We start from the raw sequence: 25,430 nt of genomic DNA, 5'->3' as shown, positions 1-25,430 counted from the left end.
TCCTGTCTGTACCACTACAAGAGAAAGCACCATGACCGATCAATGGATCGATGTATGTGCCGTGGGCGATATCAATGAAGAAGACGTCATTCGTTTCGACCATGGCCAGCACACCTACGCCGTCTACCGCTCCGCCGACAGCGAGTTTTTCGCCACGGCGGGCCTGTGCACCCACGAGTCCATCCACCTGGCCGATGGCCTGGTGATGGAGCATGTCATCGAGTGCCCCAAGCACAACGGGCGTTTCGACTACCGCTCCGGCAAAGCCCTGGGCGCACCGGTGTGCGTCAACCTCAAGACCTATGAAGTCCGGGTCGAGGCGGGGCGTGTGCTGCTCGCCATCACCGTTTAATCGCAAGGAGTCTGCGCCATGAGTTCTGCCAATGCTCCACTGGTCATTGTTGGCGCCGGGCATGCGGGTGGCCGCGCGGCCCTGACCTTGCGCGGCGAAGGTTATAGCGGTCGGCTGATTCTGATAGGCGACGAGCCCCACCTTCCTTATGAACGTCCGCCACTGTCCAAGGGCGTGTTGCAGGGCTCGGTGGATCTGGCGGGGTGCAGCTTGTGCGATAGCGCTCGGCTCGCCGAACTGGACATTGAACACGTGGCCGGCAACCCGGTGAAAGGCCTGGATCCGCAGCAGCATCGTCTGCAGTTGGCCGACGGCAGCTGGCTGCATTACGCCCGTCTGTTGCTGGCCACGGGAGGGCGGTCGCGGCGACTCGCCTGTGTACCCGAGCATCTGCTCAATGTGCTTTATCTGCGGACCCATGACGAGGCCCTGGCACTGCGCGCTTCATTGCGGCCCGATGCCCGGTTGGTGATCATCGGTGGCGGCTTCATCGGACTTGAAGTCGCAGCAACGGCCCGCGCCTTGGGTTGCGCCGTGACCTTGCTCGAGGCCGGACCGCGTCTTGCGGGGCGGGTGTTGCCTGAGCGGTTGTCCAGGGTTCTGCTGGAACTGCATCGCAGTCAGGGCGTGGATGTGCGGCTGAATGTGGCGATTGAGGCGGTGCAGGGCACTACTCATGTTGAGTCCGTGCAGCTGGTCGACGGCCAATTGCTGTCTTGCGATTTGGTGGTGGTGGGCATCGGCATGCAGCCCAACATGGAGTTGGCCATGGCCGCCGGGCTTGAGGTCGGGCAGGGCATCCGCGTTGATGCCCAGCTGCGCACCAGTGCGCCGGACATCTTTGCGGCGGGCGATGTCTGTGAGTTTCGACTGCACCCGCAAGGGGTTTTCCAGCGTCAGGAAACCTGGCGCAACGCCGAGACTCAGGGTCGTCACGCCGCCCTGAATCTGTTGGGCGGCGAGCAGCCCTTCGAGGTCATTCCCGGTTTTTGGTCCGATCAATACGACTGGGGGCTGCAGACCGTGGGCGTGATCGCAAACACAGAACCCACGGCGAGCCGGACAACCGCCGGTGGCGGCTTCCTGTTGTTCTACCTCGATGCCGAGCAACGCCTGCAAGGCGCATGCGGCTGGGGCCAGGGCAATAGCGTCGCCAAGGACATCAAATTGTGCGAACGGCTGATCGCTCACCATAACCCGCTCTCGGTGGCCGCTCTGGCCGACGCCGACGTGCCGCTCAAACAACTGCTGCGGAGCTGACATGCGTGAATTCCTGGTATTTCAATCCCTTTGGGCCATGCAGGATTACCGCGGCCAATGCGATCATCCCCTGGAAGCGCAGCTGGAGAAAATCGCCGCCGCGGGCTTTGACGGGATCACCGACCATTTCTGGGTCGCGCACCACGCCGCACGCCTGCATGCCGCCGCCAAGGCGCAGGGCCTGCAAATCGAAGGGCAGGTGTTCCCCCGCACCGTGGATGATCTGGCGGCAGCGATCGATGTCGCGTCCCGCTATGGCTGCCACCACCTCACGCTGCAAGCAGACGTGCGGCCGCGCACGCTGAAACAAGCTATCGAACTGATCGAAGGCTGGCAGCGTCTGGCCGAGCAAGTGGACTTCCCCATTCTTCTGGAAACCCATCGTTATCGCCTGACCAGCGACCTGTTGTTCACCCTCGACATTCTCGCGCAAATGCCCGATCTAAAGCTGTTGGCCGACTTGTCCCACTATGTCGTGGGCCGCGAACTGCCAGAGTCGGCCGCCGCCGAGGACGACGAACAGATCCACACCATCCTGCGCCACAGTTGGGGTTTTCATGGTCGTGTTGCCAACGGCGAACAGGTCCAGGTGCCCCTGAGCTTTGCTCAGCATCGACCCTGGCTGGAGCGTTTCCTGGGCTGGTGGCGATATGGGATCGAAGATTGGCTGGCCCGACCGGACACGCCCGATAGCCTGTCTTTCACCTGTGAACTCGGCCCACCACCCTATGCCATCACGGGGGCCGATGGACGCGACATCACTGATCGCTGGGCGGAGGCATTGATGCTCAAGGATTTGATGCGTGGGGTTTGGAGCGACTGCCAGGTGCGGCTTCACGATGGTCGTTGATTTTGAAGCGCCTCCAGAGCCTCCTGGCAATCTCACAGAGTCATCTACCGATACGGATCTGCGGTGTTACCGACGCGGATCTGATAACGGACGGTTGAGCACCCCTTCAGGCGGGAGGCGACGCTGTTGATTAACCGGGAAACCGACTCTCACTCGCTGCCAAACGCAGTTGGCGGTAAGCGCCAACCAGTTGATCCAGCGAGAACGCACGATTTCGCCCACTGGGATTGGGTAAAACCCATACCGAGGCATTGCCAAAGGTTTGTGACTGAAGTCCCCACGTGATTTCTCGTTGGCCGGATAACGCGCAATACGCAGTTTTACCGAGAAACGCCACAAAGCGTGGCGCATAGCGCGTGATCTTGTGTTCAAAATCCGCAGCGGCGGCAATGAACTCATGTGAGGACAGTTGATCCGCCCGTGCCGTAGGCCGTTCAACCACTGCCGTTAATCCACACTGATACTGCAAGATCGCCCGATCGTTTTCCGGGCGAATTTCTTCCGGCGTAAAGCCGGCAAGGTGGAGCGTGCGCCAGAAGCGATTGCCCCTGCCCGCAAAGTGATGACCTTGGGCGGCGGCAGTCATTCCTGGATTAATCCCGCAAAAAATCACGGCAAGATGTTCTGTCAGAATATCTTCGAGTCCTTCACCCACCATAAAACCTCTCAACCGCAGATTACGTTGACCGCATTGCGTGCAAGCTCGGTCAATTCAGCGCGGGATTTGCCCGCGCGCGCACGTATCGAAATGCTGTGCAGCAGGGATGACGCGAGTACGGCGAGGGCCGCCGGGTCGACATCGCTTTTCAACTCGCCGGAATCGATTGCCGCTCGCAGACGCGTTTCGAGATCGGCATCGAGCCTGCTGAGCCGATCCGAAAGAACCTCACGTATTTCAGAATCCTCGACGGCCTCGGTCGTCGCCGTGCCGATCGCAAAGCAGCCACGCGGTTGGCCGTCACCCGAGAAGTAGATCGACAGCTGACCCTCGTAGAAACGCATCAACGCCTGGCTCAAAGATAGCTCCTTGTCCGTCAGAGCCTCCTGCATGGCTGCGGCGGCAAACTCCCAATACTGCTCAAGCGCCTTGAGGTAGAGCGCGTGCTTGTCACCGAATGCCGCATAGAGGCTAGGGCGATTCATACCGGCCGCCGTGGCGATGCTATCCAGAGAAGCGCCGGAATATCCGGTGTTCCAGAAAACACCAAGTGCCTGCTGCAGCGCAGTTTGCGGGTCGTACGCGCGGGGGCGGCCGCGGCCTTTCCCCTCGGTGATCTTTTTTTGTGCCATGTTGTATAAAAAAGCCTTGAGTGAAGGTGAATGCAGGGATATTCTTACATCATCGCACAAAATTAAGGAGCCAAAAGTTCCTGAAAGTAAGGTTTGTTGTAGCTGAGCTCGAACTGGGTATTGCGGCGACGAAACAGGTGCGGCGGAGCGATCCTCCTGACCGCACAGGGCATGGCTGTTTTCGTGGGCGTTAGCCCGATTTCCCGGTTAAAGGTGCATTCGATCATGACCAAACAGTTCGACATCTCAGCGACACAGACCTTCGAGCATCCAGGACCGAACCAGACTGGCGCGCCCGGCAAGAAACCGTTTAAACAGAAATTACGACCACTCCTTATGGTGGGTTTCCCCGTCCTCTTCGCTGCGGTTGGGTACGCACACTATCTGGCGGGCGTGCCTTTTGTATCGACCGATAACGCCTACGCCCGGGTGGCGAAGGCATCGATCAACGCTCGCATTTCCGGGCAAGTCGTCGAAATTGCGGTCGAGGACAATCAGCCTGTTCGCAAGGGGCAGGTGCTGTTTCGGATCAACCCGGAACCGTTCCAGATCGCGGTTAACCGTGCACAAGCGCAGCTGAGTGTCGCGCGGCTTCGCATCGATGGCCTCAAGGCAAGCTACCGCCAGCAACAGGCTGAACTGCAATCGGCCAAGGAGTCGGCCGATTTCGATCAAAGGGAATTTGCCCGCAAGAAGGCGCTGGTCGCTACCGAGTTCGTCTCTCGCGCCATTTATGAGCGCGCAGACACGGACCTTAAAGTTGCACGGCAACGAATAGCCTCTATCGAACAGCAGATCGCCAGTACCGTCGTTGCCTTGAATGGCAATCCAGACATCGAAGCCGATAGCCACCCGGCGGTTCATGAGGCCAAGGCTCAACTTGATGAGGCGCAGCTGTACCTCTCGTACGCGACGGTGTATGCGCCTGACGATGGCATCGTGGCCAAGGTCGATGATTTGCAGGTTGGCAACTATGTGAACAACGGTGCCCCAGCCTTTGCTCTGTTATCCGATCGCCAGATTTGGGTTGAGGCCAACTTCCGCGAAACGGAGGTGACCCATATGCGTCCAGGGCAGGAAGCAACCATCAGTATCGATACTTATCCTGATCACGTCTTCAAGGCCCATGTGACCAGCATGAGCCCGGGTGCCGGATCGGACTTCGCGCTGCTGCCGCCCGAAAATGCCACCGGCAACTGGGTCAAGGTTGTCCAGCGGGTACCGGTGCGACTCGAACTGGATGTGGTGGATCCTGCGCTGCCGTTTTTCTCTGGCACCAGTGCCACGGTCAAGGTTGATACCGGGTATCGCACGCCTTGGTGGCACCCGCTCAAGGCGCTGTTAACCGCAGGTAACTTCTGATGAACGCCAACGCTGTTGGAGCCCCAGGCGCAGAGGGCGCGCGCTCGCTGAGGTTCGCTGCTCTGCTGGCGACCTATATGCAGTCGGCGAACCTGCCTCTGCCGAACGCGGTACTCAGGCTCATTCAAGGCAGCTTGTCGATGACCGACGACCAGGCTGGCTGGATATTCACCTCGTACCTCGCGGCGAGCGCCATCACCATGCCGATTGCGCAGTGGCTCGCCGGGCGTTATGGCCTGAAGCTTGTTTATCAAGCCGCGTTAGCCTTCTTCGTCCTTGGCTTGCTGCTCGCTACGCAGGCAACGACTCCGCTGGAGTTTGTCGGTGCGCGCATTATTCAAGGCCTCGCCAGTGGCGTGCTGGCACCTCTCTCGATGGCGATTTCAATGGAGACATTGCCACTCGAGAAGCGTGTGAAATTTGGCGCGACGTGGACGGCAATTGTGCTTTTGGGCATCGTCAGCGGCCCGAGCATCGGTGGTTGGATCAGTGAACATTTCGGATGGCGGCCGATCTTCTACATCAGCCTACCGTTATCGGCGTTTATCTTCCTCGTGGTGGCGCTTTTGCTTACCGAGAAAAAGGCCGAGAACAGTCCGTCGTTCGACTTCTTCGGCTTCGGTAGCTTCACGCTGGGATTGATCAGCCTGCAAATGCTGCTCGATCGCGGTGAACGCCTGGACTGGTTTTCCTCGACCGAGATCTGGCTGGAAGCGCTGGCCTGTGCACTGGGGCTGTACCTGTTCGTTGTGCATGTGCTGACCGCGAAGGTGCATTTCCTCAACAAGGGTTTGTTCAAAGACCGCAACTTCGTGTTGTCGACGATCATCTTTTTCGCCGTTGGTTTCGTGTTGTTGTCGACCATGGCGCTGACGTCTCCAATGCTGGACGAGATTCTCGGCTACCCGCCTGACACCACGGGCTCCCTGACCATACCGCGCGGTGTGGGGCTTGTAGGTGCGTTCATCCTGATGGGCCGGGTTCCCGAGCGTTTCGACCGTCGTCTGTTCATTGCGGCAGGCATAGCCATGGTGATTTATGCCAACGGGTTGATGCTCGGCTATTCGCCTTTGATGGACTGGTCGCCCGTGGCGGTGGCCGGTGCAATCCAGGGGGTCGGCATCGGTGTCTTGATGCCGTCGCTCACCAAGGTCGCGTTCAGCACGCTCGACCCCAGGTTGCGCCCGGAAGGGACCGGTCTTTTCAATCTGTCACGTGTCTACGGAAGCACCATTGGCGTTGCGATTGTGCAGATTTTCTTCTTCAACAATACGCAAGCGATGCACATGGCGTTGGTCAGCAATCTGACGCCCTATCGCGCTGCTGCGGATTCGCCGTCGACGTCCCTGCAAGCACTGGCGGGGCTCAACGAAATGATCACCGGCCAAGCGGCTTTTATCGCGGTGATCGACCAGTTCAAGATTTTGATGCTGGCGATGCTAGTGGTGAGCCCACTGGTTCTGTTTCTTCGCAAGCCCGTTGCGACCAACTAGTTTTCGTGGAGTTTGCCAAATGAAATCCAATGCGCTCTTCATCAATAGACAGATGTTCAAAACCACGTTCGGTGCGGTATCGGCTCTTGTGTTCCTGACCGCCTGTACCGTCGGCCCTGACTATCAAATGCCTCCACCGAGCCTGTCGCAGCACTATGATCAACAGGCGGAGCAACGTCTTGGCGAGAAGGGTAACAAGCTCGGAGAACAGCACATTGAGCTTGGCAAAAAGGTCAGCGGTGAATGGTGGTCCGCCTTTCATTCGCAAAAGCTCGACCAGATTGTACGTCGGGCAATCGACGGCAATCTTGAGCTCGTGGCTGCAGACGCAACGATCCGGCAAGCGGCTTCCTCCGTTGCCGCGGCGCAGGGTGCTCTTTATCCGCAGGTCGATTTTGGCGCTCAGGCGGGCCGTCAGCGGGTACATAACGGGCCCGAGCCATCGATCTCCAATTTCTATGCGATCGGGCCGCGAGTCGGCTTCGACCTTGACGCTTTCGGCAGTAACAAGCGGCTTGTCGAACAGCAAGAAGCTTTTGCCGATCTTCAGAAGCATCGATACGAAGCTGCGTACCTGACCCTGACTGGCGATGTCGCTAGCCAGGCGTTATTGGTGGCCTCTGCAAACGCGCAGATGGAAGCCGTCGAGAAGCTGCTCGCCAATGACGCAAAGAATCTCGAGCTCGTCCGTATGGCGCACCTCAATGGCACTACCACGCAGATCGATGTTTCCCTGGCCCAGACGCGGCTCGCGCAGGACCGCACACTGTTGCCGCCCCTCGCACAGCAGCGTGATTCGGCACGACATGCTCTCTCGATTCTTACGGGAAAAGGCCCCGGTGACTGGATCGCGCCTGAGTTCACCCTTGCCGAGTTTGTCTTACCGTTAAACGTGCCAGTCAGTTTGCCCTCGGAAATGGCTCACGACCGGCCGGATGTACTGCAAGCAGAAGCTGAACTGCACATGGCCAGCGCCGCCGTGGGTATCGCGACAGCGAACCTTTATCCCCACGTAACGCTGTCCGCGTCTCTGGTACAGGCCGCTTCAGGCAATGGCGGCGCCGCGCTCTGGGGCTTCGCAGCGGGGCTCGCGGGTCCGGTTTTCGATGGCGGAACGCTCAAAGCTGAACGTCAGGCAGCGGTCGACGGCTACAAGGCGACTCTCGCCGGTTACCAGCAGACCGTTATCAAATCGTTCGGTCAGGTCGCAGACACACTGCAGGCAATCAACCATGACGCAGAGGAAAACCTGGCGCAGGAGGATGCGTTACGAGCGGCCGAAACAAGTTTTCGGTTAAACCAACAAGCCTACGCGCAGGGCGAGAACAGCATTCTCCAAGTGCTGGAGACGGAACGTGCCTATGAACAAGCGTTACTGGGTCAAATCAGGGGGAGGACCGCGCAGTATCTCGACACGGTGCGACTGTTTGTGGCGCTCGGCGGTAATTCCGTTGGTGTCTTTGAACAACGGGTTGCCAGTCGCGAAGAACGCAGAACGTCATATCAATAAAGCTGTGTTTTTACATATTTCCTGACTGCGTTAGATCATTGAAAAAGTTTGTTATCTGTCCACGTGTAATTTATGAGAGGCCACTTTCGCTGTTGTGGGAGTGATCTCGCAATGGAGTAAAGACATGTCATACGAAGCCTTTCACGATGAGCTGCGCGATACAAAATTTTCTCTTGTACACGGTTCTGGCGAGATGCCGGCCGTTGGCTTTGGCACTCTGTTCCGGGATCCAGCCGTTACAACGCAAGCAGTTAAGCACGCGTTGGAAACAGGATTTCGCCATTTCGATTGCGCCGAACGCTATCGAAATGAGGACAGGGTAGGCGTAGCGATAAAGGAAGTGCTGGAGACGGGTAAGGTACGGCGGGAAGATGTGTTCATTACTACAAAACTGTGGAACACCAATCATCGTCCCGAGCGGGTCGAACCTGCCTTTGAGGCCAGTTGCCGACGACTTCAAGTTGATTATATCGATTGCTACCTGATCCATACTCCCTTTGCCTTCCAGCCCGGCGAAGACCAGGATCCAAGAGATGAGCAGGGTCGAGTCATCTACGACTCGAGCGTGACACTGATAGAAACCTGGAGGGCACTTGAACGCCTCGTGGATGAAGGTCGGTGCAAGTCCATCGGTTTGTCTGATATCACCCTGGAGGCTTTACAAGAGATTGTGGCAGTGGCCCGGATAAAACCTGCCGTTGTGCAAGTTGAATCCCACCCATATTTGCCTGAATGGGAACTGTTTGAGTTTTGCCGGCAGCATGGAATTATTGTCCTTGCGTTTGCGCCACTCGGGCATGGCATGGAACCGAAAGTACTGGAAGAACCTGTGATTACAGGGATCGCTCAGCGCCTGCGGAAAACCCCAGCTCAAGTTGCATTGGCCTGGTCTGTACAGCGGGGAGTTGCTTTTCTGACCACTTCTGCAACACCGAGTCATATCCAGGAAAACTTTGATATTTCTACCTTGCCTCACAGGGCCATGCGTGAAATCAAGGAAGATATTACGACCAGGGTACGATTCAACTCGGTAGTGGAAACCGGAGTGCCCGGGTTTATTGCGCGGAAAAAGTGATACGCGAGGAGAGGGCGGCTTTTGCAGGGTCGCCCCTTTCCCCACGCAAATAATTGTTCAGGCCAGGCCTATAATTTTTTGACTGATTTGCGGAGATGAAAACGATGGATGTTTTCCAAACCATGCGCTTTTTCGTTGCTGTCGCTCAGAGTGGCAGCTTTACCGCGGCGGCCGAGATCCTGGACACCACCACAACGAATGTCTCTAAAGCAGTCTCCAGTCTCGAGGCCAGACTTCAGACACGGCTGATTAACCGAACAACCCGACGTCTGGCATTAACCGAGGCGGGGATACGCTATTTACAACGATGCGAGAAAATTCTTGATGAGGTACGTGAAGCGGAAGAGGAAGCGGGGACTGCTCAAGTCATGCCCGTTGGCAGGCTCAAAATTCATGCTATGTCAGCCATTGGTAATCATTATGTGATCGAAGCCATTGCCAAGTATAGAGAGAATCATCCCTCGGTAATGTTTGATTTGACACTGACCAATCGGCTGCCTGACTTATTGGAGGAAGGCTATGACATGTCAATTGTTTTGGCACGGGATTTACCCGACTCAGGGTTTGTCGCTCAGCGGCTTGGCATGACTTACAGTATTCTTTGTGCCTCGCCAGCATATCTAAAGAAACGTGGAATGCCCGATTCTCCGGGTTCTCTTGGTTCACATGATTGCTTGAGAATTGTTAACACTGTAATGCCGGTAGACAATTGGGTGTTTGAGGGACCGCAAGGCATGGAGACAATCAACATTCCATTGTCTCCCTTTCACATCAATACCGCGGATGGCATGACTATCGCTATAAAAAACGGGATGGGTATTGGAATACAGCCTATCGCTTCTGCGGTCGATGGGCTCAGGGCGGGTACATTGGTGCGTGTTCTGCCCACGTATCATTTCGAATCGTTGAATATATTTGCAATATACCCGTCCCGAAAATTTGTGGATGCAAAAATAAAGACATGGGTTGAGTTTCTTAAAGAATCAATTCCGGGTTTGTTGGCGTCCGATGAAAAAACAGCAGGTTCATAAAAAAGAGTTCGCCAAGCGCTGTCGGCATGGAGTGTCGACCCTCCATCAGCCATAAAAAGTACTCAGCCGTTTGAACATCCTGTTCCCATTACTTGATACTGCAGGATGTGTCGTTGACCGTGAGAGTCTTCATAGGTCATTTGAACCGGAACCGGCCCGCATTCATCCGCAATATCTGAAATGGTAATGACTTTTCCGATATCAAGTTTCGTCGCGTAAGTGTAGGTTTCAACGGGTATCTGGCTGGTCGCTGCAGTTGAATGGCTCTCGTCTGCAAATGCGTGTGCACCTACACTACCCAGCACAAGAAGAAGCGCAATTTTTGAGATATTCATCATAGTCACCGTATGGTCCAGGAGCGTTACTCTGCGATCGGGATGATCGTAAAGCTAACATCGGTTTAGCTACTCGATTTGCTCACTTGGTAGAGACGATGCTAGATGTTTATCCCTTCCCCATATAGCGATCTACTGGACAAACACTGTTGACAGATTCTGCATGAATAGAGGGTTTCAAAAAGCTGACCCGTACTTGCCCGGATCTTCACCAGCAAGCTGAATACACTTGATTGCCAGAAGGGTGTCGGGTCGATCAACGCCACGTTGTGACCGTTGATCATGAAGACCTCGCAGTCCAGATCGACCCCGCCTCGGGCCGATCTGTCGATGCTGGTTAGAAACACCAGTCCTCAGCGTGAATGACACGGCAGAATGGTCCCGCCAGGGTCGCGTTGTGATGCGCAATAATTTGTTCGGCCTTCAGCGCAGGGGGGGCGGTGCAGGTATGGCCATCGGCGATCAGCACGGTATCGAATCCAAGATCTCGTGCGGCGCGGCAGGTGCTGTCGACACAATACTGGGTCTTCATTCCGGCAATGACCACGCCCTTGGATCCGCAAGCCTGTAGCCGATCGGCCAGGTCAGTCATGACGAAGGCGTTGGGTCGGGTTTTTTCGAAGACCACTTCGTCGCCTTGTAGCACCAGTTCCTGAACCAGTTGCGTCAGCGGGCTTCCTGGCTCGATAGGCGAGCCAGGCGGACCTATATGGCGAGCCAGGAAAATGGGCGCACCTGCCCTCCGGGCTTTGCTCAACAGACTATTCAACGTGTTTAGCAGCGCTTCGCCAGCCCATGGTTTATCGGGGCCATGAAACAATCCGACCTGCATATCGAGAATCAACAGTGCGTACATAGTGCTTTCCTTGCGTTTTGGCCAGCGACACAAGGGCAAAGAAAAGGCCCTATCCATCGCTGGCGGGGCCTTTGAAGTTCGTGCGTTATTGGCTCACGACACCTCTCACGACCCGCCTCGGGCGGTCGTGGTAGTGGTGGTCGAGGCAATACGGGGCTGAGTCATGAAGCTGACAATATCTGCACGGTATGTGGTTGGCAAGTGTGCGGACCTGCGTGAAGGCTACTTCATGTATCGATCGCTGATATCCGCTTCCGGGCCAAAAGCTGTCGCCCGCCGCACTGTTCAATCCAGCGTAGATTCGTGCTCATCCAGGTGATCGATATGCTTGAAGCGCTCCACCAGGAAATCGATCAGGCTGCATACTCGCGCCGGCGATTGGAGGCGATCTTGCGGGCGTGGAAGCCACGTCCGGCAGGGTGCCGAAACGAATGCCCAGGTCAAATCCATGAGTCGTCAGATCGAGTGGGTGATCGCTGATGGCCATTGCCAAATGGGTGGGGGCGCTGGACACCGTCAAGATGCACAAGGCGCTTAACGGGGAGGCCGCAGAGGCGAAGCCCGAAACGGCTCAAGCGGACATTGTAGCTGTGCCTTCAGCGACGCCAGCCAAAAGCCTGTTGCCGGACTTCAAAAGCGTCTCGCAGGGGTGATATTTCTGGTGGTGCCAGCACAGCCTGCCAGGTGACAGGCTGCACTGGGTGCCCTGGTTAAACCAGATTGATCGCGACGTCGATGTTGCCACGGGTCGCCTTGGAGTACGGGCAGGTCTGGTGTGCGGCATCCACCACCGCCCGTGCGACATCAGGGGCCAGGCCTGGCAGGCTTACATTGAGGCGCGCCTGGAGAAAATAGGCGTTTTCGGTCTTGCCCAGATCCACTTCGGCATCGACGGCGGTGTCGTTCGGCAGGGTCACCTTCAACGCGGTCGCCGCTTTACCCATGGCGCCGATGAAACAGGCCGACCAACCGGCCGCCAGCAGTTGTTCGGGGTTGGTGCCGTGCCCTGAAGTGCCAGGAGCGCAGAGCTTGATGTCCAAACGTCCATCGGGACTGCGCGACTCGCCGTCGCGGCCTCCGGTGGTGTGGGTCTTGCCGGTATAAAGCACGGTGTCGATTGCATTGATCATGGCGGGTTCCTGCTATGGTTTATGTCGCTGGATACATCGCAGAACATCAGATTTGCGATGCCGCTCACTTTTCCACCGGCGTGTACCGCGTATGTGTCCTGATCCAGCGAGTCTTGTAACGCTGTGTAAGATCGCCAAAGAAAATACAGACCGTTACACATCACCGGCCTGGCTCTGCGGACGCAACTTGATGACCACCCTGAGGAGTGACAACCATCATGAAGAAGTTCGACACAAAGGACGGCGGGGAGGAAGGCTCTGCCTCTGCGCTGATAGAAGCGAAAATCAAGGCGTTGACTGACTGGCGGGGTGAGACCCTCGCTCGGGTTCGAACGCTGATCAAGCAGGCCGACCCGGAAGTGGTCGAGGAATTGAAATGGAGAGGGGTTCCGGTGTGGTCGCACGCCGGCATCATCTGCACCGGTGAGACGTACAAGAATGTCGTAAAGATGACCTTCGCCAAGGGTGCTTCGCTGGAGGATCCTTCAGGTCTTTTCAACGCCAGCCTCGAAGGCAACACCCGACGTGCCATCGATTTGCATGAGGGTGAGCGGATTGATGAGCACGCATTAAAGGCACTCATTCGCGCGGCGGTGGCGCTCAATATGTCGGTGTGAATCGCCTCAATTGACGATCACTTGGTTGTGCTATACAACTAAGTGATCGTTTCGTTCGAGGTGCTTGCCGTGACTCATTCCCCATCAGACCTGATTAACCAGGTCCGTTCAGCATCGCGTCTCATGGTGCGAGAGTTGGGCTTCATGCAAGCCACGCTGGCGGCGACGGACTATCCACCTTCGTCCGTTCACACGATCGTGGAGATCGGAGAGCGGAATTCGTTGACGGCAGTAGAGCTTGTGGAGCTGCTTGGTCTGGAAAAGTCCAGTGTGAGCCGGATGGTGCGCAAGCTCATCGAGGCCGGCGAGATCGAAGAAATTCCACATGAGGAGGATGCGCGCTCCAAGAAACTGCGACTCACGGCGCAGGGCAAGAAAACCCTGCGAGCCATTGATTCGTTCGCCAGGGAACAGGTGCGCGCAGCCCTGGCTTGCCTGACACATGAGCAACAGCAAACGGTGAGCGAGGGCATCGCCCACTATGCCTTCGCCCTGCAAGCTCATCGACTCGGCACGGAGTCGCGACCGTCGGCGCAACTGGACATAGCGCGAGGCTACCGACCCGGAATCATCGGCCGCATTGTGCAAATGCATGCTGACTACTACGCCAGGCATTCGAACTTCGGCCAGCCGTTCGAGAGTCTGGTCGCATCAGACATGGCGGAGTTGATGGGGCGTTTGCACAATCCGCGCAACGAGGTTTGGGTGGCTTTGGACGGCCAGCGAATTGTAGGTTCCATCGCGATAGATGGCGAAGGAGAGGGCGGCGAAGCGATCCTGCGCTGTTTCATTCTGGATGACTCGGCGCGAGGCAAAGGGGCAGGCAAGCGCTTGTTGGCTGAAGCGATAAAATTCTGTGACGAACACGGCTTTTGCGCGACACGGCTTTGGACGTTCAAAGGTCTTGATGTCGCTCGTAAACTGTATGAAGACTCCGGTTTTAAACTGGAGCAGGAGCAAGAGGGGGAGCAATGGGGGGGAAGAGTTACCGAGCAGTGTTTTGTGCGGCCTGGCCCATCTTCTTTGGCAGCACGTGTGGAATAAGTCCAAGACCCCCGAACCAGAGCCGTCGGATAAAAAACGGCACTGTTTAGATCGATTATTTCTTTCGGCTATTTATATAGCGCTCGGTCGAATATCCATAACCGACAAAACCATGCTCTGGTTTTGATTCCATATGCGATGAAATCCATAGGGGCGTTACAGCAGACAGCTGCGTCCCGACCACGCCACTACAGCGGTTTCAACATCAAATCCTGCTGCTCGGCCATCATCTTGTCGTCCCTGCGCCAGTCCTTAGAATCCGCCCCATCAGCTTCGTCCAACTATCGAATCGCTTAGGGAGTTACACCATGATGAACGCCATGCAGATGCCAATGCCGATGATGAACGCCAACATGCCGATGATGCCAATGACGGGCATGCCGATGATGATGGCGACCATGAGCTGCGAAATGATGGACGACGGCATGATGTGCAAAATGATGCCGGCAATGGGCATGGACATGGCCATGTTCAAGAACAGCGCTGAAATGATGCAGATGATGATGAACTGCGGCATGCCGATGATGATGCACTGCGGCAATATGAGCATGATGTGCATGTCCCAGGCGAGCATGGCCATGCCGATGATGAACATGATGATGCCAATGCCGATGATGGGCATGCCGATGCCCTCGATGAAGTGCGTGATGGAGTGCCGCATCGAAGCCGACTGCATGATGTGCAAAATCATGCCGATGGCCGGCATGAACATGGACATGATGAAAAGCTGCTGCGCCTTGATGATGAAAATGATGAACGATTGCAGCATGCCGATGATGATGAGCTGCAATGGCATGCCAATGATGTGCTGCACCTGCTGATCCCGGCAAACAGCACAAAAAAGCCCCCGCGACCTTATGGTCGCGGGGGCTTTTTCATTTCACAGGCACCACATTCCCCTGTGGAGCGAGGCTCGCCCGCGCTCCCGCCGGGGATCTGCGATGCATTCAGGTGTTTAATCCAGGCGTTCCGGATAGGTCACCACCAGATAAGCCACCGCCTCGCTGTCGGCGGGGTTGCGGTAGCGGTGGGGCTGGTCGGCGTAGAACAGGATCGAGTCGCCGGTAGACAGCAGGTAACGTTCATCGTTGACGCTGATTTCCAGCACGCCCTGCGACACCACCAGGTTTTCCTGGACACCGGGGCCATGCCCCTCGCTGTGGTCTTCGCCCAAAGGGCTCAGGCGCAGTTCGTAAAACTCCGATTGGCGTGCCACGTCGAACGGGAACAGGGCGCGGCTGACAAAGGCTCCGCTGGCGCTGACCAAGCGTTTGCTCTCTCGCGCCGACAGCACGGCCACACCTTCGAAGGCCCGATGCTCCAGAAAGGCGGCCACCGAGACCTTCAGGCCTTTGGCAATTTTGCACAGTACTTTGATGGACGGCACGCTGCGTCCAGACTCGATCTGCGCGAGCATTGCCCGACTCACACCGCATTGCCGGGCCAGCGCGTCGAGGGACAAGTGACGCTTGCCCCGCAGCCGTTGCAGGTTCTGTGCGACCCGCTCACAGATCGGGTCTTCCTCCAGTGGTTCCAGATTATTCAAGTCCGTCACGGGTTCGTCTGCACTCGCCAGAAAACGCGAGGGTTGCTGCGCGTTCATGCGTGACGGGTCTCGGTCGAATGAGCGGCCTGGACCCATTGATAGGCCTGTAGACCGGCGTTGCGTGCGTACATCTCCCACATGGCCCGTGCCCGTTGCTGAGCCTGTTTGCGTTTGCGGTAACTGGCGAAGTCGATGAGGTTGTCAGTCGGATTCATGGGGCACTTCACTGTGGTGATGAATGACGGGATGAGCTGAGAGTACGTGGATATTTTTATAACGATAAATACTGATTTTGTATTTGTTAATTCATTTTGGTTATTTGAATTTATATTCCATTAAGGAATAAACAGATAATTATCTATTCCTTTTGTTGTTGGTTCAGGTGGTGCACTTTGAGGGCCTGCACATCCATGTGGATGCGCCCGACACCAGACAGGAAGCCTCATCATGACTATCAAAGCGATCAACGTCCGCAACCAGTTCAAGGGTGTCATCAAGGAAATACTAGAGGGCGAAGTGGTATCCGAAATCGACGTGCAAACCGCTTCCGGGATCGTCACCTCGGTGATTACCACCCGTTCGGTGCGCGACCTTGAATTGAAGGTGGGGAGCGAGGTGATTGCCTTCGTCAAATCCACCGAGGTGTCGATCGCCAAGCTCTGAAATTGAAATTTGAGTGACGAAAATCCTGTGGGAGCGTGGCTTGCCCGCGAAGAACGATGACGCGTAATACCTGAAAAACTGCGGTGCATTCTTCGCGGGCAAGCCACGCTCCCACAGGGTCTGCGTCTTGACTTCCATAACGTTGAGGTTTTCATGGCGACTCCTTTCAAGCGCTCCGCATTGGCACGGTTGGCAGCCTCCGTGGCTGCGGTGAGTGCGTTACTCAGCCCTGGCGCTCAGGCCGAAGGCAAAATCAGCATTGCCCAGCAATTTGGTATCGGTTACCTGATCCTGGACGTGGTGCGCGATCAGCAGCTCATCGAGAAACATGGCAAGGAGCAGGGCCTCGACATCAAGGTCGACTGGAGCAGCATCTCGGGTGCCACGGCGATGAACGAGGCGTTGTTGGCTGGTGCGCTGGATGTGGTGTCGGCCGGCGTGCCGCCGATGCTGACGATCTGGGACCGGACCAAGGGCAAACAGAACGTCAAGGCCATCGCCTCGCTGGGGTCGATGCCCAATTACCTGCTGACCAATAATCCGAACGTAAAAAGCCTCAAGGACTTCACCGAAAAGGACCGCATCGCGGTACCGGCTGCAGGGGTAGGTTTCCAGTCGCGCACTTTACAAATCGAAACGGCGAAACAGTTTGGCGCGCAAAACTTCAAGAAGTTTGACGACATCTCGATCAGTCTCGCCCACCCGGATGCGACGTCGGCGCTGATTGCCGGCGGTTCGGAGATCAACTCACATTTCTCCAGTCCGCCGTTCCAGTACCAGGAGCTGCAGAGTCCCAACGTACACAAGGTGCTGAGTTCCTACGACGTATTGGGTGGCCAGGCCACGTTTAACGTGCTGTACACCACCGAGAAATTCCACGACGAAAACCCGAAAACCTACAAGGCGTTTTACGCGGCACTCGCCGAGGCCGAGAAAATAATCAAGGCCGATAAGCCCGCAGCCGCCCAGACCTATATCCGAGTGGAACAATCGAAGCTGGCGCTGCCACTGGTTGAGAAAATCGTCGCCGACCCTGAAATCGACTTCACCGTCGTGCCCCAGCGCACCTTCATCTACGCCGAGAAACTCCAGGAACTCGGTGTGCTGAAAAACAAGGCTGCCAGCTGGAAGGATTACTTCTTTGAAGAAGCACACAGCAGCGAGGGAAGCTGAGCGGGTCAGAGCCCCCGGCTGCTTCTGATCAACTCATAGGCCCGACGCACCAGCGGATTCACGGTGTTGGGCCGAATCCACAAGTGGTAGGTCACGTCCGGCAGCCGTGGCAGGCCATCGGTCTCGCCGAGTACGCGCATGTCCGGGCCGAGCATTTCCATGCTTCTGGGCGTGACGCCCAGCCCGGCACGGGTCGCGGCTTTGATGCCGATCAGGTTCGACGCCAGGTACGCCTGGCGCCATGGAATATTGGCGCGCTCCAGCGCCTCAAGGGCGTACCGACGATAAATACTCGGCTCATCCACCAGGATCAGCGGCAAGGGCTCGCCGGGCGTATGGATGTACTGCGCCGAGCAGATCCACCACACCGGCGAGGTGCGCAAGGCAAAGCCTTCGAGCGTCGGGTCTTGGCGAGTGGAAATCACCATGTCGACCTTGCCCCGGTGTAGGTCATCCATCAAAAACGGACTGCGGCCGACATCGATCTCCAGGCGCAAACGAGGGGCCGAGCGAGCGATGTGGCTGAGGATCGGCGGCAGGATGGTGTCGGCAATGTCATGGGGCGAGCCGATGCGCAATACACCGCTCAAGTTGCTTTCGCGCAGCGAGTTCAATGCATCGTCGTTGAGCGAAAGCATCTGCCGTGCATGGCGCAGCAACTGCAAACCGGGTTCGGTGAGTTGCTTCTGTCGCCCGCGCTTCTCGAACAGGCTCACCCCCACTTGTTGTTCCAGGCGTTGCATGTGTTGGGTGACCGACGACTGCGTGCGCGCCAGTTGCGCGCCGGCCTCGGCAAAGCTGTGGTGATCGACCACGGCAATGAAGGTGCGCAGTAATTCGAGATCGAGGGTAGATGAGGTCGACATGGCCATTCCCGAGGCTGTTTTTATATCAAGGCTGCAAACATAAACATTACATTTATTTATGTGTTTTTGGCGATATTTTATTGTGAAAGCCAAAAATGTCAGTGGTTGCGGGTGTTTCGAAGATTGTCGTTTGGCGGCAATACGGCAAGTTATAACGATATTAGATATTTGAATTTCCGTTACATCAACGCTGTACCTAGGATGCCTTCACATCAGGTCGGGGGACGCCGATCATTCCATGAGGGGAAATCCATGTTGCTTGAGCGCTCACCTGTAAAACGATTGTTGCCTGCCATGCTGGGCGCCTTGATCTCATTGGCCGCCTGTGCCGGTGCTCAGGCTGATGCAACGCTGGACAAGATCCAGCAACGCCATGTGCTGACAGTGGGGGTTGTACTGTCCGGCGGCCCCTTTGGCAGTATCGATCCGGGTACCCAGAAGCCACGGGGTTTGAACGTCGACCTCGCTCAGGAGCTGGGCCGGCAATTGGGCGCCGAGGTGCAACTGGTGCCGGTATTGCCCGCCAATCGCGTGCAGTTTTTGCAGCAGGGCAAAGTTGATCTGCTGATAGCCAACATGGAATGGACGGCTGAACGCGGCGAGATTCTAGGTTTTGTGCCGACGCCGTTCTACCGTGTCGGCGGTACCGCGGCGCTGCTCAAGGACAGCAAGATCACCCGTTGGGAAGACCTCAAAGGCCAACCCGTTTGCACCTCCCAGGGCAGTAGCTACATCAAGCCGCTCACCGAGTTGGGCGTTGAGATCAAGGCCTTCAAGAGCTCGTCGGAATCCTTGCTCGCGTTGCGTGGCAACAACTGCGTCGCGGCGGTGCATGACGCCACGCTGATCAACCCGTTGATCGCCGACAACGCCGAATGGCAGGGCTATCGCGCGCTCAGCCCGGAACTCAACCCGGCCCCTTCAGTGATCTGGACCCGACCAGGCGAAAGCGATACCCAGGCTCGACTCGACCCGATCGTCAAGGAGCTGCATCGCAGCGGTTGGCTGATCGAAGCCCAGACCCGCAACCGCATCACCCCCGCGTCACCGGCCTTGGTGGATTTACAGAAACAGTTCCAGGCCAACGGTGCCTGACCGGTTCACCTCATCGTTTCAATAAGCCGCCGACTGGCTCGGCGGTCGTTCAAGGAAGTCGTGCATGAACCGATATTTTTCCGCCAGAGGCCTGGCCACGTTGTGCCTGGCAGGATACGCCGTGCTTGGCGCCAGCCTCGCTCAGGCCGACGGCACACTGGACAAGATCGAGCAACGCCACGCCATCAGCGTCGGGGTGATTCTCAGTGGCCCGCCATTCGGCACTCTCGACCCCAAGACCGGCGAACACCTGGGGTACAACGTCGAACTGGCCAAGGGCATCGCCAAGGCGCTGGGCGTCGAGGCGCAAACGGTTTCTGTGCTGGCGCCCAACCGGGTGCAGTTCCTGCAACAGGGCAAGGTCGACATCCTGATCGCCAATATGCAGTTCACCGAAGAGCGTGCCGAGATTCTCGATTACGTGCCCACGCCTTATGAAGAAGTCGGCGGTGCCGCGTTGATTCGCAAAGGTGCGGGCATCACCCAGTGGGCCGACCTCAAGGACAAACCGGTGTGCGTGTCCCAGGGCAGCAACTTCATCAAGCCGTTGCAGGAAACCTACGGCGCACAGATCAAGGCATTCCGTAGCCAGTCCGAATCGCTGTTGTCGTTGCGCGGCAATGGTTGCGTGGCGGCGGTGCATGTCAGTCCGACCATGCATACCCTGTTGAGCGATGCCGAGTGGGCCGGGTTTGAGATCCCGCTGCCGGGTGATTTGATCCCGTCGAACTCGGTGATCTGGATCCGCAAGGGCGAACGCGATACCCAGGCGAAACTGGATGCCATCGTGCGCGACTGGCACCGCAGCGGCTGGTTGATCGAATTGGGCGAGCGCACCGGCATGGCGCCGTCGCAGGCCTTGCGTGACCTGCACGAGCAATACCGCAACGCGGCGCCGCTGGCTGTGCGGCCATGAGTCGGCCGTTGTTCGTCGCCTTGCAGCAACTGCTCGGCGCCCGTCATGTGCAGAGCAACGAAGAGGCCGCCGCGTACCTGACCGACAAACAGGGCCGTTATGCGGGGCAGGTGATTGCCGCTGTCCATCCGGCCAGCACCGAAGAAGTCGCGGCGGTGGTTCGTGCCTGTGTGGCTTGTGATACGCCGGTGGTGGTGCAGGGCGGCAACACCGGGCTGATGGGCGGCGCGACCCCGGACGCCAGTGGGCGTGCGGTGTTGTTGCTGCTCGACCGGATGAATCGCGTAAGGGCGGTGGACACCGACAACGACACCTTGACCGTCGAGGCGGGCTGCATTCTGCAAACCATTCAGGATGTCGCCCGTGACGCCGGGCGTCTGTTCCCGCTGAGCCTGGGCGCCGAAGGCAGCTGCACCATCGGCGGTAATCTGGGCACCAATGCCGGCGGCACCGCGGTGCTGCGTTACGGCAATACCCGCGAATTGACCCTCGGCCTGGAAGTGGTCACCGCTCAGGGTGAAATCTGGAATGGCTTGCGCGGTTTGCGCAAGGACAACACTGGCTACGACTTGCGCGACCTGTTTATCGGCAGCGAAGGCACCCTCGGCATTATCACCGCCGCGACCCTGAAACTGTTCCCGCTGCCCAAGGCCCAAGCCACGGCGCTGCTAGCCTTCGATTCGTTGGCCCAGGCGGTGACGTTCCTGTCCCATGCCCGCGCCGGTTTCGGTGCCAGCCTCACCGCGTTCGAACTGCTCAGTGCCGAGTGTCTCGTGCTGCTGCGCGAGCAGTTTGCCGAAGGTCCGCAACCCTTTCCAGGCGCCCGCCAGCCTTGGTTCGCGCTGTTGGAATTATCCGATAACCATAGCGAAAGCCATGCCCGCGAAGCGTTTGAACAGGTACTGGGCGAAGCCTTCGAACAGAGCTTGCTGGCCGATGCGCTGATCGCCGAAAGCCTCGCCCAGAGCCAGGCGTTGTGGCTATTGCGCGAAAACATGAGCGAGGCGCAGCAACGAGCCGGTCGCAACATGAAGCACGATATCTCGGTGCCGATTTCCCAGGTGGTGGCGTTTGTCGCCCATACCGATGCTTTGTTGCAGCGTCATTTTCCCGGTGTGCGGCATTACACCTTCGGCCATCTGGGCGACGGTAACCTGCACTACAACGTCGCCCATCCGCAGGGTTCGACGGTCGAGGCGCACATGATCCATTACGCGGCACTCAGCCAACTGGTGCACGACAGCGCCCATGCCCATGGCGGATCCATCAGCGCCGAACACGGTATTGGCCAGCGCAAGCGGGAGCTGCTCGGGCGCTACAAAAGTCCGGTGGAGCTCAACCTGATGCGGCGGATCAAGCAGGCCCTGGACCCGAAAAACCTGCTCAATCCGGGCAAGGTACTGGAGGCGGTCGAGTCATGAATGTTCGCCTGTCCAAACGCGTGCAGCGCGTCTCGCTGTCGGCCAATGCCGCCGCCAAATTCCAAGCCACGGCCCTGCGCGAGGCCGGTCGCGACATCCTCGACCTGACCACCGGCGAGCCGGATTTCGACACCCCGGAACACATCAAGCAGGCCGCTTATGCCGCCATCGCTGGCGGTGCCACCAAGTACACGCCGACACCGGGCGTGAAGGCCTTGCGAATTGCGGTGCAACGCAAGCTCCGGCAAGAAAACCATCTGGACTACCCGCTGGAATCGATCGTGATTGCCAACGGTGCCAAACAGATCATCTTCAATGCCTTCGCCGCCACCCTCGATGACGGCGATGAAGTACTGGTGCCAACGCCTTACTGGCCGTCGTTTCCGGACAGCGTGCGCTTCAATGGCGGCGAGCCGGTGTTTATCGAATGCGGGCTGGTGCAGGGTTGCAAGCTGACCGCCGAACAATTGGCGCTACACATCGGCAAGCGAACTCGCTGGCTGATCCTCAACGGCCCCGGCAACCCCAGTGGCGCGGTATACAGCGCGGCCGAGTTGCAAGCCTTGGCCGAGGTGCTGCGGCACCATCCTCAGGTGCTGATTCTGCTGGATGAGCTCTACGAACATATCCGCTTCGACGGTCGGCCGGCCCAGAGCCTGCTCAACGTCGCGCCGGATTTGCAGTCGCGCTGCCTGCTGGTGGGCGGTGTGTCCAAGACCTACGCCATGACCGGTTGGCGAATCGGTTTCGGTGCCGGCCCGCAAGCGCTGACCCATGCGATGACCGTCGTGCAATCACAATCCACCTCGGGCGCTTCTTCGGTAGGGCAAGCCGCCGCGTTGGCAGCCTTCGACGGTGGGCTGGATTTCTTGCGGTCGCAGGTCGCGGCCTATCAGCAACGCCGGGATTTACTGGTGAGTGCTTTACGCAAAGTCGACGGCCTCGAAGTGCTCGAACCTCAAGGTGGCTTCTTCGTATTTATCCGCTGCGCCGGATTATTGGGCCGCTATCGCCCGGACGATCAGCGCTTGGAAACCGATGCCGACGTCGTCGCGTATTTGCTGGAGGAGGGCGTGGCCGGCGTAGCGGGCAGCGCTTATGGCTTGTCGCCGTGGTTGCGCCTGTCCATTGCCACTGCGACTGAAACCATCGCCGAGGCCGGACGACGCATCGCTCAAGCCTGCGGGCAATTGCGGGGCGAACCATGAGTCATTTGCTGGAGCTGTTCGTCCACTGGGCTGCCGGGTTCGGCCTGAACTACGGCTTTCTGCTGGACGCCTACCAACGCGGCACCCTGGAGCAGGGCGCGCTGACCACGGTATGGCTGTGCCTGTTCACCATCGTCGGCAGCTTGCTGGCGGGTGTCGGGTTGGCGGCAATGTTGACCTCGGGCAAACCCTGGCTGGCAAAACCTGCGCGGGTGTTTGTCGAGGTCACCCGCAACACGCCGACGCTGGTGCAGTTGTATTGCGCGTTCCTGGTGCTGAACATGCTGCTGACCCAGGCCGTTGGCGCGGCCAACCCGCTGACGCCGTTCGCCTGGGTGGTGATCGTGATCTCGCTGCACAAGGGCGCGTTCCATGCCGAGGCCTTGCGCGCCGGCATCGAAGCCGTGCCGGCGGTGACGATGGAGGCGGCCAGTTCGCTGGCGTTCAGCAGTCGCCAGTTGTTGTGGAATGTGCAACTGCCGCTGGCCCTGCGCTTCGCCTTGCCGTCGCTGATCAACAACCTGATCGACCTGGTGAAGATGACCGCCGTCGCCTCGGCCATTGCCGTCGGTGACATCACCTACGCGGCGATCATGATCTGGACCCAGAGCGACAACGTGCTGGAGCTGATGATTCTGATCCTGACGTTTTTCGGCCTGCTGAGTTTTACCGTCAATTGTGTGGGGCGCCTGCTTGAAGCGCGCCTGAGGATGCCCGGTTATGGCCATTGAATCGTCCGTCACCGCGCCAGTGGCCTGGCCACGGCGGCATGTCGGCAAGTTGCTGTTGTTGACGGTTGCCGTGCTCTGGCTGGTGTATTTCGCCCCGCAAAGCCCGGTGCTCAAAGCCCTGTTGCAATGGTCGCCAGCCCTGGTTGTGGGCTTTGGCCAGAACATTCTGATCAGCCTGGTGGCGATCGGGTTGGGGTCGTTGCTCGGATTGTTGGTGGGGGCCCTGGCATTGTCGCCGGTGTGGCTGCTGCGCTTGCCGGCACGGATCTGGGTGCAGGTTTTTCGCAATGCGCCATGGCTGGTGCTGATCTATTTCACCACCTATGTGTTCCCGTTCGAGATTCATATCGGCAGCGCCTATGTCGCGTTCCCTGACTGGGTCAAGGTCACTCTGGGGCTGGCATTGCCGGCCAGCGCCAACGTTGCGGAAATCTTCCGGGGCGCCATTGCCTCGATCCCCAGTACTCAGTGGGAAGCCGCGCGTTCACTGGCGTTCACTCGCGGGCAGATTTTTCGCTCGATCATCCTGCCGCAGTGCTTCAAACGCATGTTGCCGCCGTGGATGAACCTCTACGCGGTGATCACCATGGGCACCGCGCTGGCCTCTCTGGTGGGCGTGCATGACGTGATCGACACCGCGCAAATCGCCAGCAACACGGTGAACCTGACCGGTTTTACCGTGGTGATTTACCTGAGCCTGTTGGTGCTGTTCTTTGCTTATTGCTATCCGATTTCCCGACTCACCCAACGCCTGGAGCGACGTTATGCCTTCTACTGAAACCGTCGCCGAGCCCTTGGTCAGCCTGCGCGACTTGCACCTGTCGTTTGGCAGCAACCCGGTGCTCAAGGGCATTGACCTCGACGTGCATCGCGGCCAGGCCGTGTCGATCATCGGCCCGTCCGGGTCCGGCAAGTCGACGATCCTGCGCTGCATCACCGGCCTGTTGCAGCCCCAGCGAGGCAGTATTCGCGTCGGTACTACCGAGGTTCACACTCTGGCCCGGGAAACCCAGCGCATCGAGTTGCGCAAGCGCGTGGGGTTTGTGTTCCAGCAGTACAACCTGTTCCCGCATTTGTCGGTGCTGGAGAACCTGGTGATCGCACCGCGCAAGGTGCTGGGACGCAACCGCGCCGAGGCCGAGAAAGACGCCCGCGCCTTGCTGACCAAGGTGCGCATGGAGCACAAGGCCGATGCCTATCCGGGCCAATTGTCCGGCGGTCAGCAGCAGCGAGTGGCGATTGCTCGCGCATTGGCCATGCGCCCGGAATTGATTCTGTTCGATGAGGTGACTTCGGCCCTCGACCCGGAAACCGTCGGCGAAGTGCTGACGGTGATTCGCGAGCTGACCGAAGAGGGCATGACCTGCGTGCTGGTGACCCACGAAATGCGTTTCGCCGAAGAGATCAGCGACATCGTCTACTTCACCGAAAACGGCGTGATCGTCGAGCACGGCAGCGCCGCGCAGATTTTCCAGCACCCCACCAGCGAACGCACTCAAGAATTCTTGCGCCACGCACTGGGCGATCCGGGACGCCGGCCGCACATCGCCAACGATCCATATCTGTTGACCAACCTGGGCCGCTACAGCCTGTCTGTCTAATACCG

28 protein-coding genes and 2 pseudogenes are annotated in these 25,430 nt (G+C 58.1%); 21 read left to right on the top strand and 9 right to left on the bottom strand.

Going from position 1 to position 25,430, the window contains the following annotated elements; genetic code table 11:
• Window positions 1–31 precede the first annotated feature (31 nt).
• Genes ACZ9BB_RS12235 through ACZ9BB_RS12225 form a run of 3 tightly spaced genes read left to right on the top strand, consistent with a single transcriptional unit; the run spans window position 32 to window position 2,462 of the window.
• Window positions 32–352: a MocE family 2Fe-2S type ferredoxin gene (locus tag ACZ9BB_RS12235; RefSeq protein WP_081361822.1), complete on the top strand. Its 321-nt coding sequence runs from the start codon at window positions 32–34 to the stop codon at window positions 350–352.
• 18 nt (window positions 353–370) lie between these two features.
• On the top strand, window positions 371–1,612 hold the full coding sequence (locus ACZ9BB_RS12230; RefSeq protein ID WP_476214002.1) for an NAD(P)/FAD-dependent oxidoreductase: 1,242 nt from the start codon (window positions 371–373) through the stop codon (window positions 1,610–1,612).
• Between the two features lies 1 nt (window position 1,613).
• Window positions 1,614–2,462 (top strand): sugar phosphate isomerase/epimerase family protein, encoded by an 849-nt coding sequence (locus ACZ9BB_RS12225; protein ID WP_476214001.1) that lies wholly within the window; start codon window positions 1,614–1,616, stop codon window positions 2,460–2,462.
• A 130-nt stretch (window positions 2,463–2,592) separates the two neighbouring features.
• Here the strand turns inward: ACZ9BB_RS12225 and mug are convergent, their stop codons facing one another.
• Both mug and ACZ9BB_RS12215 read right to left on the bottom strand, forming a co-directional pair.
• The gene (mug, locus tag ACZ9BB_RS12220; protein WP_476218285.1) at window positions 2,593–3,117 is read right to left on the bottom strand and encodes a G/U mismatch-specific DNA glycosylase; all 525 of its coding nucleotides are present in this window, start codon (window positions 3,115–3,117) and stop codon (window positions 2,593–2,595) included.
• 11 nt (window positions 3,118–3,128) lie between these two features.
• Window positions 3,129–3,752, bottom strand: coding sequence for a TetR/AcrR family transcriptional regulator (locus ACZ9BB_RS12215; protein WP_476214000.1), 624 nt, complete (start codon window positions 3,750–3,752; stop codon window positions 3,129–3,131).
• Between the two features lie 225 nt (window positions 3,753–3,977).
• Between ACZ9BB_RS12215 and ACZ9BB_RS12210 the strand changes: the two genes are divergently transcribed.
• The 5 genes from ACZ9BB_RS12210 to ACZ9BB_RS12190 all read left to right on the top strand — a co-directional run bounded on the left by ACZ9BB_RS12210 (window position 3,978) and on the right by ACZ9BB_RS12190 (window position 10,223).
• Window positions 3,978–5,114, top strand: a complete 1,137-nt coding sequence (locus ACZ9BB_RS12210; RefSeq protein WP_476213999.1) for an HlyD family secretion protein — start codon at window positions 3,978–3,980, stop codon at window positions 5,112–5,114.
• Window positions 5,114–6,607, top strand: a complete 1,494-nt coding sequence (locus ACZ9BB_RS12205) for a DHA2 family efflux MFS transporter permease subunit (RefSeq protein ID WP_476213998.1) — start codon at window positions 5,114–5,116, stop codon at window positions 6,605–6,607. The genes ACZ9BB_RS12210 and ACZ9BB_RS12205 overlap by 1 nt, the downstream gene beginning before the upstream one ends.
• Before the next feature lie 19 nt (window positions 6,608–6,626).
• Complete coding sequence (locus ACZ9BB_RS12200; protein WP_476213997.1) at window positions 6,627–8,117, top strand: efflux transporter outer membrane subunit; 1,491 nt, start codon at window positions 6,627–6,629, stop codon at window positions 8,115–8,117.
• Window positions 8,118–8,241: 124 nt separating this feature from the next.
• The gene (locus ACZ9BB_RS12195; RefSeq protein WP_476213996.1) at window positions 8,242–9,192 is read left to right on the top strand and encodes an aldo/keto reductase; all 951 of its coding nucleotides are present in this window, start codon (window positions 8,242–8,244) and stop codon (window positions 9,190–9,192) included.
• A gap of 104 nt (window positions 9,193–9,296) precedes the next feature.
• Window positions 9,297–10,223, top strand: a complete 927-nt coding sequence (locus tag ACZ9BB_RS12190) for a LysR family transcriptional regulator (protein WP_476213995.1) — start codon at window positions 9,297–9,299, stop codon at window positions 10,221–10,223.
• Window positions 10,224–10,285: 62 nt separating this feature from the next.
• Here the strand turns inward: ACZ9BB_RS12190 and ACZ9BB_RS12185 are convergent, their stop codons facing one another.
• From ACZ9BB_RS12185 to ACZ9BB_RS12175, 3 genes and pseudogenes are all read right to left on the bottom strand, one after another.
• The gene (locus ACZ9BB_RS12185) at window positions 10,286–10,558 is read right to left on the bottom strand and encodes a DUF2790 domain-containing protein (RefSeq protein WP_476213994.1); all 273 of its coding nucleotides are present in this window, start codon (window positions 10,556–10,558) and stop codon (window positions 10,286–10,288) included.
• A 337-nt stretch (window positions 10,559–10,895) separates the two neighbouring features.
• Window positions 10,896–11,414, bottom strand: a complete 519-nt coding sequence (locus tag ACZ9BB_RS12180) for a cysteine hydrolase family protein (protein ID WP_476213993.1) — start codon at window positions 11,412–11,414, stop codon at window positions 10,896–10,898.
• A 371-nt stretch (window positions 11,415–11,785) separates the two neighbouring features.
• Window positions 11,786–11,907 (bottom strand): annotated as a pseudogene (locus ACZ9BB_RS12175) (LysR family transcriptional regulator); the annotation flags it as partial.
• On the opposite strand from ACZ9BB_RS12175, the pseudogene ACZ9BB_RS12170 reads away from it, so the two are divergent.
• Window positions 11,894–12,067, top strand: a pseudogene (locus tag ACZ9BB_RS12170) (C4-dicarboxylate transporter DctA); the annotation flags it as partial. The pseudogenes ACZ9BB_RS12175 and ACZ9BB_RS12170 sit on opposite strands and share 14 nt — an antisense overlap.
• A 57-nt stretch (window positions 12,068–12,124) precedes the next feature.
• On the opposite strand, the gene ACZ9BB_RS12165 reads toward ACZ9BB_RS12170, so the two are convergent.
• Entirely contained in the window at window positions 12,125–12,544 is a 420-nt protein-coding gene (locus ACZ9BB_RS12165; protein WP_476213992.1) for an organic hydroperoxide resistance protein, read from the bottom strand.
• A 218-nt stretch (window positions 12,545–12,762) separates the two neighbouring features.
• Between ACZ9BB_RS12165 and ACZ9BB_RS12160 the strand changes: the two genes are divergently transcribed.
• The 3 genes from ACZ9BB_RS12160 (at window position 12,763) to ACZ9BB_RS12150 (ending at window position 15,026) form a co-directional block, all read left to right on the top strand.
• On the top strand, window positions 12,763–13,161 hold the full coding sequence (locus tag ACZ9BB_RS12160; protein ID WP_476213991.1) for a DUF1801 domain-containing protein: 399 nt from the start codon (window positions 12,763–12,765) through the stop codon (window positions 13,159–13,161).
• Window positions 13,162–13,284: 123 nt separating this feature from the next.
• Window positions 13,285–14,205 (top strand): bifunctional helix-turn-helix transcriptional regulator/GNAT family N-acetyltransferase, encoded by a 921-nt coding sequence (locus ACZ9BB_RS12155; RefSeq protein WP_476218283.1) that lies wholly within the window; start codon window positions 13,285–13,287, stop codon window positions 14,203–14,205.
• A 308-nt stretch (window positions 14,206–14,513) separates the two neighbouring features.
• A complete protein-coding gene (locus ACZ9BB_RS12150; protein ID WP_476213990.1) occupies window positions 14,514–15,026 on the top strand; it encodes a hypothetical protein in 513 nt (170 codons plus the stop codon).
• Window positions 15,027–15,160: 134 nt separating this feature from the next.
• Here the strand turns inward: ACZ9BB_RS12150 and ACZ9BB_RS12145 are convergent, their stop codons facing one another.
• Together ACZ9BB_RS12145 and ACZ9BB_RS12140 are read right to left on the bottom strand one after the other, a co-directional pair.
• A complete protein-coding gene (locus ACZ9BB_RS12145; RefSeq protein WP_007904465.1) occupies window positions 15,161–15,808 on the bottom strand; it encodes a helix-turn-helix domain-containing protein in 648 nt (215 codons plus the stop codon).
• On the bottom strand, window positions 15,805–15,966 hold the full coding sequence (locus tag ACZ9BB_RS12140) for a hypothetical protein (protein ID WP_008011108.1): 162 nt from the start codon (window positions 15,964–15,966) through the stop codon (window positions 15,805–15,807). The genes ACZ9BB_RS12145 and ACZ9BB_RS12140 overlap by 4 nt, the downstream gene beginning before the upstream one ends.
• 232 nt (window positions 15,967–16,198) lie before the next feature.
• On the opposite strand from ACZ9BB_RS12140, the gene ACZ9BB_RS12135 reads away from it, so the two are divergent.
• Together ACZ9BB_RS12135 and ACZ9BB_RS12130 are read left to right on the top strand one after the other, a co-directional pair.
• Entirely contained in the window at window positions 16,199–16,414 is a 216-nt protein-coding gene (locus ACZ9BB_RS12135) for a TOBE domain-containing protein (RefSeq protein WP_007904463.1), read from the top strand.
• Window positions 16,415–16,567: 153 nt separating this feature from the next.
• Window positions 16,568–17,587, top strand: coding sequence for an ABC transporter substrate-binding protein (locus ACZ9BB_RS12130; RefSeq protein ID WP_476213989.1), 1,020 nt, complete (start codon window positions 16,568–16,570; stop codon window positions 17,585–17,587).
• A 5-nt stretch (window positions 17,588–17,592) separates the two neighbouring features.
• On the opposite strand, the gene ACZ9BB_RS12125 is transcribed toward ACZ9BB_RS12130, so the two are convergent.
• The gene (locus ACZ9BB_RS12125) at window positions 17,593–18,453 is read right to left on the bottom strand and encodes a LysR substrate-binding domain-containing protein (RefSeq protein WP_008011114.1); all 861 of its coding nucleotides are present in this window, start codon (window positions 18,451–18,453) and stop codon (window positions 17,593–17,595) included.
• A 252-nt stretch (window positions 18,454–18,705) separates the two neighbouring features.
• On the opposite strand from ACZ9BB_RS12125, the gene ACZ9BB_RS12120 reads away from it, so the two are divergent.
• The 7 genes from ACZ9BB_RS12120 (at window position 18,706) to ACZ9BB_RS12090 (ending at window position 25,425) form a co-directional block, all read left to right on the top strand.
• Window positions 18,706–19,548, top strand: coding sequence for a transporter substrate-binding domain-containing protein (locus tag ACZ9BB_RS12120; RefSeq protein ID WP_476213988.1), 843 nt, complete (start codon window positions 18,706–18,708; stop codon window positions 19,546–19,548).
• Between the two features lie 64 nt (window positions 19,549–19,612).
• Entirely contained in the window at window positions 19,613–20,464 is an 852-nt protein-coding gene (locus ACZ9BB_RS12115) for a transporter substrate-binding domain-containing protein (RefSeq protein ID WP_476213987.1), read from the top strand.
• Window positions 20,461–21,885 (top strand): FAD-binding oxidoreductase, encoded by a 1,425-nt coding sequence (locus ACZ9BB_RS12110; RefSeq protein WP_476213986.1) that lies wholly within the window; start codon window positions 20,461–20,463, stop codon window positions 21,883–21,885. The genes ACZ9BB_RS12115 and ACZ9BB_RS12110 overlap by 4 nt, the downstream gene beginning before the upstream one ends.
• Window positions 21,882–23,093 carry an aminotransferase class I/II-fold pyridoxal phosphate-dependent enzyme gene (locus ACZ9BB_RS12105; protein WP_476213985.1) on the top strand — a complete coding sequence of 404 codons (1,212 nt, stop codon included), beginning with the start codon at window positions 21,882–21,884 and terminating at the stop codon, window positions 23,091–23,093. The genes ACZ9BB_RS12110 and ACZ9BB_RS12105 overlap by 4 nt, the downstream gene beginning before the upstream one ends.
• A complete protein-coding gene (locus ACZ9BB_RS12100; protein ID WP_476213984.1) occupies window positions 23,090–23,824 on the top strand; it encodes an amino acid ABC transporter permease in 735 nt (244 codons plus the stop codon). The genes ACZ9BB_RS12105 and ACZ9BB_RS12100 overlap by 4 nt, the downstream gene beginning before the upstream one ends.
• The gene (locus ACZ9BB_RS12095) at window positions 23,814–24,602 is read left to right on the top strand and encodes an amino acid ABC transporter permease (RefSeq protein WP_476213983.1); all 789 of its coding nucleotides are present in this window, start codon (window positions 23,814–23,816) and stop codon (window positions 24,600–24,602) included. The genes ACZ9BB_RS12100 and ACZ9BB_RS12095 overlap by 11 nt, the downstream gene beginning before the upstream one ends.
• Window positions 24,589–25,425 (top strand): amino acid ABC transporter ATP-binding protein, encoded by an 837-nt coding sequence (locus ACZ9BB_RS12090; RefSeq protein WP_476213982.1) that lies wholly within the window; start codon window positions 24,589–24,591, stop codon window positions 25,423–25,425. Before ACZ9BB_RS12095 ends, ACZ9BB_RS12090 begins: the two co-directional genes overlap by 14 nt.
• Window positions 25,426–25,430 lie beyond the last annotated feature (5 nt).

The organism is Pseudomonas sp. TE3552 (assembly GCF_056278945.1).
This window is presented reverse-complemented; position numbering and strand designations above follow the sequence as displayed.